At 36.4% G+C, this 8,680-nt stretch carries 9 protein-coding genes and 2 pseudogenes; 3 read left to right on the forward strand and 8 right to left on the reverse strand.

The features are described 5' to 3' along the window. The first annotated feature begins 152 nt into the window (after positions 1 to 152). A complete protein-coding gene (locus ACEN3Z_RS11055; RefSeq protein ID WP_040366370.1) occupies positions 153 to 1,760 on the forward strand; it encodes an Nramp family divalent metal transporter in 1,608 nt (535 codons plus the stop codon). Positions 1,761 to 1,768: 8 nt separating this feature from the next. Next, positions 1,769 to 2,206, forward strand: coding sequence for a universal stress protein (locus tag ACEN3Z_RS11060; protein ID WP_005879133.1), 438 nt, complete (start codon positions 1,769 to 1,771; stop codon positions 2,204 to 2,206). A 57-nt stretch (positions 2,207 to 2,263) separates the two neighbouring features. Here ACEN3Z_RS11060 and ACEN3Z_RS11065 read toward each other — a convergent pair whose 3' ends face one another. The 3 genes from ACEN3Z_RS11065 to ACEN3Z_RS11075 all read right to left on the reverse strand — a co-directional run bounded on the left by ACEN3Z_RS11065 (position 2,264) and on the right by ACEN3Z_RS11075 (position 3,485). Then, the gene (locus ACEN3Z_RS11065; RefSeq protein WP_002297837.1) at positions 2,264 to 2,461 is read right to left on the reverse strand and encodes an IS3 family transposase; all 198 of its coding nucleotides are present in this window, start codon (positions 2,459 to 2,461) and stop codon (positions 2,264 to 2,266) included. A gap of 95 nt (positions 2,462 to 2,556) precedes the next feature. Then, the gene (locus ACEN3Z_RS11070) at positions 2,557 to 2,796 is read right to left on the reverse strand and encodes an IS3 family transposase (protein WP_087060386.1); all 240 of its coding nucleotides are present in this window, start codon (positions 2,794 to 2,796) and stop codon (positions 2,557 to 2,559) included. Beyond that, positions 2,697 to 3,485 (reverse strand): IS3 family transposase, encoded by a 789-nt coding sequence (locus ACEN3Z_RS11075; protein WP_143746385.1) that lies wholly within the window; start codon positions 3,483 to 3,485, stop codon positions 2,697 to 2,699. Before ACEN3Z_RS11075 ends, ACEN3Z_RS11070 begins: the two co-directional genes overlap by 100 nt. A 493-nt stretch (positions 3,486 to 3,978) precedes the next feature. Here ACEN3Z_RS11075 and ACEN3Z_RS11080 point away from each other — a divergent pair. Beyond that, a protein-coding gene (locus tag ACEN3Z_RS11080) for an IS3 family transposase (RefSeq protein WP_407090904.1) occupies positions 3,979 to 5,141 on the forward strand; the annotation gives its coding sequence in 2 pieces (ribosomal slippage) (positions 3,979 to 4,255 and positions 4,255 to 5,141; 1,164 coding nt in all). Between the two features lie 135 nt (positions 5,142 to 5,276). Here ACEN3Z_RS11080 and ACEN3Z_RS11085 read toward each other — a convergent pair. The 5 genes and pseudogenes from ACEN3Z_RS11085 to ACEN3Z_RS11105 form a co-directional block, all read right to left on the reverse strand. Beyond that, positions 5,277 to 5,678 carry a metal-dependent transcriptional regulator gene (locus tag ACEN3Z_RS11085; RefSeq protein ID WP_071862912.1) on the reverse strand — a complete coding sequence of 134 codons (402 nt, stop codon included), beginning with the start codon at positions 5,676 to 5,678 and terminating at the stop codon, positions 5,277 to 5,279. 246 nt (positions 5,679 to 5,924) lie between these two features. Next, complete coding sequence (locus tag ACEN3Z_RS11090) at positions 5,925 to 6,860, reverse strand: metal ABC transporter solute-binding protein, Zn/Mn family (protein WP_407090905.1); 936 nt, start codon at positions 6,858 to 6,860, stop codon at positions 5,925 to 5,927. A gap of 2 nt (positions 6,861 to 6,862) precedes the next feature. After that, positions 6,863 to 7,717 (reverse strand): annotated as a pseudogene (locus ACEN3Z_RS11095) (metal ABC transporter permease). Continuing rightward, positions 7,718 to 8,449: a metal ABC transporter ATP-binding protein gene (locus ACEN3Z_RS11100; protein ID WP_407090906.1), complete on the reverse strand. Its 732-nt coding sequence runs from the start codon at positions 8,447 to 8,449 to the stop codon at positions 7,718 to 7,720. Positions 8,450 to 8,567: 118 nt separating this feature from the next. Continuing rightward, positions 8,568 to 8,680: pseudogene (locus ACEN3Z_RS11105) on the reverse strand (IS30 family transposase); the annotation flags it as partial.

Genomic DNA, 8,680 nt, shown 5'->3' on the forward strand with positions numbered 1-8,680 from the left:
CAGTTCATCCGTGGTAAGATGGGTGTAGGTCATTTGTGGTCACTCCTTTGTATTCTTTGGTCGGAATTACAAGTTGAGTGTACCACAAATGGCTGTTTTAGTTGTCTAGCTTAATTTTACAATTGGCGTTAATAAAAAAGAGGTGTATGCTTATGATGTTTTTAAAGGAAGGTGGAAATATTTTAAAAGATACAACAAGTCAGTCCGGTAAAGAGCACAAACCTCGATTAATTCAGCATGCGAATGGTCCCTCTTTAGAGGAAATTAACGGAACTGTCGAGGTACCCAAAGGCAAAGGCTTTTGGAAAATCCTGTTCGCCTATTCTGGACCGGGAGCATTAGTTGCTGTGGGATATATGGATCCAGGCAACTGGTCTACTTCGATTACGGGTGGGCAAAACTTCCAGTATTTATTAATGTCGGTCATTTTAATGTCTAGTTTAATTGCAATGCTATTACAATATATGGCTGCTAAATTGGGAATTGTTAGTCAAATGGATTTAGCTCAAGCAATTCGAGCGAGAACGAGTAAAAAACTAGGAATCATTTTATGGATTTTAACGGAATTAGCGATTATGGCAACAGATATTGCGGAAGTAATTGGCGCATCAATTGCTCTTTATTTACTTTTTAATATTCCGCTTGTCGTCGCAGTCTTTATTACGGTATTTGATGTTTTATTATTATTGTTGTTAACGAAAGTTGGTTTTAGAAAAATTGAAGCAATAGTTGTCTGTTTGATTTTTGTAATTCTTTTTGTGTTTGTTTATCAAGTAGCGTTGTCTGATCCTAATTGGGGGGATGTACTTAAAGGATTGGTTCCGACTGGTGAAACGTTCTCCTCTACACATTCAATTGGTGGTCAAACGCCTTTAACTGGTGCATTAGGAATTATTGGTGCAACAGTTATGCCTCATAATTTATATCTACATTCGGCTGTGTCTCAGACTCGAAAGATAAATCGTACGGATGAAGATGAAATCGCCAATGCTGTACGATTTTCAACATGGGATTCTAACATTCAATTGACTCTCGCTTTTTTTGTTAACTCCTTATTGCTCATAATGGGAGTTGCTGTTTTTAAAACAGGGGCAGTGAAAGATCCATCATTCTTTGGGTTGTATGAGGCTTTATCAAATCCGGATACATTGAGTAACGGAATTTTAATCACCGTTGCAAAATCAGGTCTTCTTTCTACATTATTCGCAGTCGCGTTACTAGCTTCTGGACAAAATTCAACGATTACCGGAACTTTAACTGGACAAGTAATTATGGAGGGATTCATTCATATGAGAATGCCAATTTGGCTAAGACGTTTAATTACGCGTTTGATTTCAGTTATCCCAGTGTTAATCTGTGTAATTATTACAAGCAGGCAAGGAACGATTCGGGAGCACACAGCGTTAAATACACTAATGAATAATTCACAAGTCTTCTTAGCTTTTGCGTTACCATTTTCGATGGTACCATTATTAATGATGACCAATAGTGAGGTGGAAATGGGAAGCCGGTTTAAAAATTCGATAGTTATTCGGATACTAGGATGGGGTTCAGTAATTGGATTGACATATTTAAATTTGATTGGATTGCCCGGCCAAATTGAAGGTTTTTTTGGTGAAAAGGTGACATCAAGCCAACTTGTACTAGCTGATTCTATTGCCTATGTCATTATCGTCGCAGTATTACTACTGTTAGCGTGGACAATTATTGAACTGTATAAAGGAAATAAAAAATATAATCAATTAATTAATGAAAGGTAAGATGCACTATGGAAGGATTTGATGAATTTAAAAATATTTTAGTTGGGGTAGATGAATCAGAAGGAGCTCAAAAAGCCTTTCAATATGCTGTAAAGCAAGCGAGTAAAACTGGAGCCGCATTACTGATTGCCTCAATTTTAGAAATTGAAGAGTTGAATGTTTATGAAGCGTTAGACCCTGAGTACTTGAGCCAGAAACAAAGTCAATTGTTACTTAATTTGGAAAAGTACAAACAATATGCAGAAAATAGCGGTGTAAAAAACATTCAGCTGTACAGTGGAGAAGGTGATCCGGCCGAGGAAATTACTAAGACGATTTTGCCAGCAACATCTGCAGATATCTTAATCATTGGATCGCGATCAATGCATGGAATTAAAGGATATTTTGGTTCGCATGCTACTTATATGGTTAAAAATTCTCCAATCTCAATTACAGTTATTAAGTAAATATTGCAGATAATATGTATTTGGGTCAATATCTTGGACAAATTTTAATAGAGATGGTTATGCTATTTCCTCTCTTGACAGGTCTTCAAACTCCTGTGGAGTTAGATAACCAATCGAACTAATGTAGCTAAATAGCGCTCGTTTGGCTTCTTCAAAATCTGAGTAAGTAGTCGTATAGACCTCTTCTTTTTTCAATGATGCATAGGAAGATTCGATTATTGTATACTGGCTGCATAAATCCGTTTGTAGAACCATTCCTCCTGGAATGTGATAATGCTTTTTGGATTAGAGTCAATAGCTGAGACACTTTTTACGAGAGATTTTTTATGTTAAGCAGCCAGTATCTTTTTCTAAAATTCAACCGGAGACAGATATGCTAAAGCACTGTGAATTCTGTGGTTGTTATAAAATCCTTGAACGTAACTGAAAATTTGTCGCCTTGCTTCTTCAAAAGTTTGATATATTGGTCGTTGGGACACATGTTCTTTCTTCAATAATGCATGGAATGATTCGATTCCTTCGTTATCGTAGGGACAGCCTTTACGGCTGTAGGAATGGTGATAGTTAATTCTTTCAGCCGTTCTTCGTATTCATTACTTGTATACTGCGACCCTAAATCGGTATGCAAAATCAGCCCATTTTCAACATTTCTATTTGAAACAGCGTCCTCAAGGGCTTTTTCTACAATAACAGTCGTCATATTACGATCAAAGTGATAACCGATAATTTTTCTTGAATGAAGGTCCATGATGGTTGAGAGATAGCACCATCCATCGTCTAACGTATGGATGTATGTGATATCAGCTACCCATTTCTGATTCAACCTAGTAGTAGAAAAATCTTGCTTCAATAAATTTTGATAGTTTTTCAAGAGTTTCTTGGCAGGCTTACCTGCTTTGAATTTCTTAATGACAATAGATCGGATCTTTTGACGCCTCATTGATCTCTGAATACATTTCATGCTGATTTTTCGATAGTCTGAATAGTTTTGTGCGAGTATATAATGAATTTTCCCAGCACCGTAGACACGACCACTTTCGTGGTAGACACGGAGGACTCGACGATCCAACAAAACTTGTTCGTTAGCTCTTTTGGATGGGGTCGGATTAATTTTACGATAGTACACAGCTCTAGATATGCCAAGCAGACGACACATTTTTGACACACTGTGATGGCCTGCTTCTCTTTCTTGACGGATGAATTCAATGATTTCTATTTCTTTGCCAGCAGGCCGAGTGATTTTTTTAAGATGAGGAGTTCCTCGTCTTTTTCTTTTAATTGCTTTTTTAAAGCTTTAGCTTCGTCCGGAGTAAGTCCGCCCGGACTTATTCTGGTTGTAACTTGAACCCACTTTAGTATAGTAGAATATCCAACTTCGTATTCTAAGGATAATTGTCGTGCTTATTTTCCTTGTTTGTGCAACTCTAAAATCGCTTCTTAAATTCTTTCGTGTAGCGTTTTGGCATGACGAGATACCTTCCTTTGAGATTAGTTTACCCTCTCTCAAAATCTGTCTCAACTTCTATCCTACATCCAGGACTTAATAGTTATTAACAAACACTATTATGAATATCAATTCATGCGCGGATTAAAATATGCTATCGATACCAGTAGTGTTGTGCTTGCGGATAGTATATAAATTTAATAAAAGATTCATTAAAAAAATTACATATAGGATAATTTTGTAGGTATGAATCTGGATAGGCTACAATTAACTAGACAGAAAAATTAAGGTGTGTAGACTAGAAGAAAATATACCAGGAGGAATTTTTATGTCTAAGAGAACACGAAGAACTTTTTCACAAGAATTCAAGCAACAAATCGTCAATCTTTACTTAGCTGGAAAGCCACGTGTAGAAATCATTCGAGAATATGAACTAACGGCTTCACCATTTGACAAATGGGTAAAGCAATCTAAAACGAGTGGTTCATTCAAAGAAAAAGATAATCTTACGCCTGAACAAAAAGAATTGTTAGAACTACGTAAAAGAAACCAGCAATTAGAAATGGAAAATGATATTTTAAAGCAAGCAGCGCTGATATTCGGACGAAGAGACAAGTAATCGATGCGAATAAGCATCTTTACCCTATATCAGCGATGTGCAGAATATTAGGTCTATCACGTCAGTCCTATTATTATCAATCAAAACCAAAGAAAGACGAATCAGAACTTGAAGAAGTAGTCGCTGAAGAATTTATCCGCAGCCGAAAGGCCTACGGCTCAAGAAAAATAAAAAAAGCCTTATCAAAACGAGGCATTCAGATCAGCCGACGAAAAATTAGTAGAATCATGAAAAATAGAGGATTAAAATCGAGCTATACTGTTGCTTATTTTAAAGTACATCATTCTACTTGCAATGAAGCCAAAACGACAAACGTATTGAATCGTAAATTCTTAAGAGACAACCCATTAGAAGCGATCGTAACAGACTTGACTTATGTACGAGTCGAGAAAAAATGGAATTATGTCTGTTTCATTTTGGATCTGTTCAATCGAGAAATTCTCGGCTATTCTTGTGGAGAACATAAAGATGCCGTTCTAGTAAAAAAAGCATTTAGCCGTATCAAACAACCTCTGACAGAGGTTGAGATTTTTCATACTGATCGTGGAAAAGAGTTTGATAACCAAGCTATTGATGAATTATTAACAACTTTTGACATCAATCGATCATTGAGTCATAAAGGCTGTCCTTTTGATAATGCCGTAGCTGAATCAACTTATAAGTCGCTGAAAGTAGAATTTGTCTATCAATACACATTTGAAACCTTACAACAATTGGATTTGGAGTTATTTGACTATGTCAATTGGTGGAACCACCTTCGGTTGCACGGTACACTTGGCTACGAGACACCGGTTGGTTACCGTAACCAGAGATTGGCGCAGCGAATCCTTGATAATGAGCTCGGATGTGCTAACGCTAGCGAGGCAGTCTAACTTTAACTGTTAGCTCCTGCCGAAGATCGTCACATCCGAGGAGGCTCATTGTCAAGGACAATCGGAATAGCATACGGAAAGAAGTTCTGCACCTTATAAAATTTGTCAAAAAAACTGTTGCCATTCCAACTTATTTTATGAAAAGTATTTATCATATTGGATACGACTTTCAATAGTCTCCTGTTCTATATAACATTTAAGTCTTTCAAAAAATAGAGAGCTATGAATTTGTAGGAGTTCATTTATAATTTCTGGTGCCTCAGTTCTAGAAATGCCGAGATATGATGTTAAGAAAGTTGAGAGTATGAGACGTCTTTCTTTAAGTAAAGCTACTTGTTCCTCACCCGAGGATGTTAAAAAAACACCTTGATAAGAAATGTGCTGAATCATATTTTGATTTACCAGTCTATCCATTATTTCTGTAACAGAAGAAGGCTTGACCTCTAGGATATCAGCAACCTGTCTATTTCTTACCAACTTTTTATCTTTACTAAGTTTGTCAATAACTAGCAGATACTTTTCTTGGGTTGGTGTCAATGTTAGTTCTCCTTTCAAGTAAAATCAGTAGCATCCTACGTTATTAAACTGGGGTGTCTTTATGTAACATATCTAAAAATAATCCTAAGAAAAAAATTAGCTAAGTAATAATTTGTCTTTTGATGATATCTTATCGTAATGAGATATCTGAGGACCGCTCAATCATCAAAAGTCGTCCCTCTAAATAAACTACAAGAATAATTACTTAGAGGGAAACTTTAAAATATCAATATGTTTTTAACATTGCTAAGCTAGACCATCATGAATTTTGTTTAGATTCCATTTCATCATTGTATAGTAGGTATCGCCTTCGGAACCTTCTTTTGCTAATGAATCAGTAAAAATTTTGGAATAAATTTCTAATCCCGTTTCATCGGCAACTTTATTCATTGACTTAGATGAAACAGAGGTTTCTACGAACAAATGTTTGACATCAGAGTTTTCTATTTTAGCTAACACAGCTTTCATTTGTTCGGGAGTACCTTGAGATTCGGTATTGATTTCCCAAATGTAAGCTGGCGCAACATGATAGGCTTTTGAGAAGTATTTGAAGGCACCCTCTGAGGTGACCAATAAACGCTGTGATTCAGGAATATCGAGAAATTTTGATTGCGCTTCCTCATGTAACTTTTGTAATTTTTTGATATAAGCATCAGAATTAGTTTGGTAATAATCTGCATTTTTTGAATCTTTTTCCTTTAAGACTTTGGTGATTGTTTTGACGTATTGAACACCATTGGCTAAATCAAGCCAGGCATGAGGATCTTCTTCTTCGACGTTGGTTGTTAAGTGCTCCGGTGTTACACCTTCACTGGCGGCGAAAACATCTTTATCGAATTCTTTATGAGCAGTGCTTACCAACTTCTTGAACCAACCACTACCGCCAGTTTCTAAATTCAGTCCGTTGTGAAATAAAACTGTTGCATCTGTTGCTTTTGAGATATCTTCCGGTTTAGGTTCATACTCGTGGGGATCCACGCCGCGTTGAACAATACTATATAGTTCAACGCGATCTTTAGCCACATTTTTAACCATGTCTTCCAAAATCGAGTTTGTAGTTACTACGCTGATTTTTATGGAATCTGTTGATTGTTTGGAATCTCCACTTCGTCCGTTGACAAAAAAGATTACTCCGGCGACGGTTGCGATCACTACTACGATGGTTACTAATATTCTTTTCATATTTACGCCTCTTTTCTATTTTTGTGTATATGTAACAAGTTTTGTTTTGGTGAGAAGATAAAGGAAATTAAGAATAACCCTGCTGCGACAATAACAATCGCTGGACCAGAAGCCCAGTTGAATGTGTAGCTGAAGTACAAACCACAAATTGATGCGACAACACCAAATATAGCGGAGAAAACAAGCATCACGGACAAGCGGTCGGTCCAAAAGTATGCTGTTGCAGCTGGCGTAATTAACATGGCCACTACTAAGATGATTCCGACAGTTTGTAATGCTGATACGGTTACTAGCGTTAAGACGAGCATAAGGCTATAGTGGATTAGTTGGGTATTTAATCCATATGTTTTAGCGAAGGTCTGATCAATGGAAGTGATTAACAATTCTTTATAAAATACTTGTACAAAAATAATCACAATTCCTAAAACAATTGCCGTTGTGATCATATCACTATTACTAACAGCTAGAATGTTTCCAAATAAAATATGGTGTAGATTGGTTGAGCTTTCGGCCATAGAGATTAAAATGAATCCCAATGCATAAAAGAAGCTGAAGACAACCCCTATTGCAGTATCTACTTTGATTTTACTATGAGAAGCCACGTAGCCGATTTACATTGCAGCTAGTACACCAAAAATAGATGCTCCAATCAAGATATTTATACCTAACATATAAGCAACAGCAACCCCTGGCAATACTGAATGAGAAATAGCGTCCCCCATCAAAGACATTCCTCGTAGAATGATGAAACTCCCAATAATCCCAGACATAATCCCCACCATTATTGCAGTGATTAATGCACTTTGAAGGAAATCATATTTTCCTAACGCTTGAAAAAAATCCGAGAGAGCAGTCATTCAATTCACCTCCTGAAATAGAACTGAAGATAAGTCATCACTGAATGCTTTACTGATATTCTTCGAATTGTAGACTTCTTGAGTTGGCCCAAAGTCAATGATTCCGTGATTCATAATGACTAATTCATCAAAGTAATCATAAACTTTATTTAAATCGTGATGGATAACGATAATGGTTTTTTGTTCGTCTCGCCATTGTTTTAAAATAGCCATGATGGCACGCTCACTTTCCACATCAATTCCAACAAAAGGTTCATCTAAGACAACAATTTCTGCCTGTTGTAAAATTGCTCGAGCTACGAATACCCGCTGTAATTGTCCGCCTGACAAATTACCTATTTGCCGATTAGCAAAGTCAGTCATTTTAACTTGCTCAAGAGCTGCATCACAAGCAACACGTTCGCTTTTTCCTGGAGTCTTAAACAATCCCAGTTTTCCATAACTACCAGTTAAAACCAAATCATAGACATTGATTGGAAAACTGAGATCTAAATCCTTTCGTTGCTCTACATAGGCAACCTTCTTTTTTACTGTTGCCATTGAATGACCATCAAGCGCGCTACTACCTGATTTTGGATGAATAAGACCCAATATTGCCTTGATTAAAGTAGATTTACCAGATCCATTAGGTCCGATAATGCCAGTAATCTTCCCTGCATTAAAATGGACGGATAAATTATTGAATACCGGTGTATCGCAGTACGCAACAGATAATTTTTTTACAGTTAACAAATAAAAACCTCCTTTAAAAACTAAATTTTTCTAATTTTAGTATAACCTCTAAAAATATTTTAGTCAACCTTATTTTTTTTAGGTTTGTCTAATATTTTGCTTTAATTTATTTGATTTGTCAAATTAAGCTAGACAAAACTGCTTCATCTAAGTAACTCAAAAATACTTCCAACGGTGTTCGGTAGTGTAAGGATTTCCGTGGAATCGTGTTCCGTTTGTGTGCAATCGATG

Origin of the sequence: Ruoffia sp. FAM 26254, assembly GCF_045528545.1 — a bacterium.
Classification (GTDB): Bacteria; Bacillota; Bacilli; order Lactobacillales; family Aerococcaceae; genus Ruoffia; species Ruoffia halotolerans.

Coding starts and splice junctions, on each gene's coding strand:
- ACEN3Z_RS11055 (WP_040366370.1), top strand. CDS start 153: ATGATGTTTTTAAAGGAAGGTGGAAATATTTTAAAAGATACAACAAGT.
- ACEN3Z_RS11060 (WP_005879133.1), top strand. CDS start 1,769: ATGGAAGGATTTGATGAATTTAAAAATATTTTAGTTGGGGTAGATGAA.
- ACEN3Z_RS11065 (WP_002297837.1), bottom strand. CDS start 2,461: ATGGTTCTACAAACGGATTTATGCAGCCAGTATACAATAATCGAATCT.
- ACEN3Z_RS11090 (WP_407090905.1), bottom strand. CDS start 6,860: ATGAAAAGAATATTAGTAACCATCGTAGTAGTGATCGCAACCGTCGCC.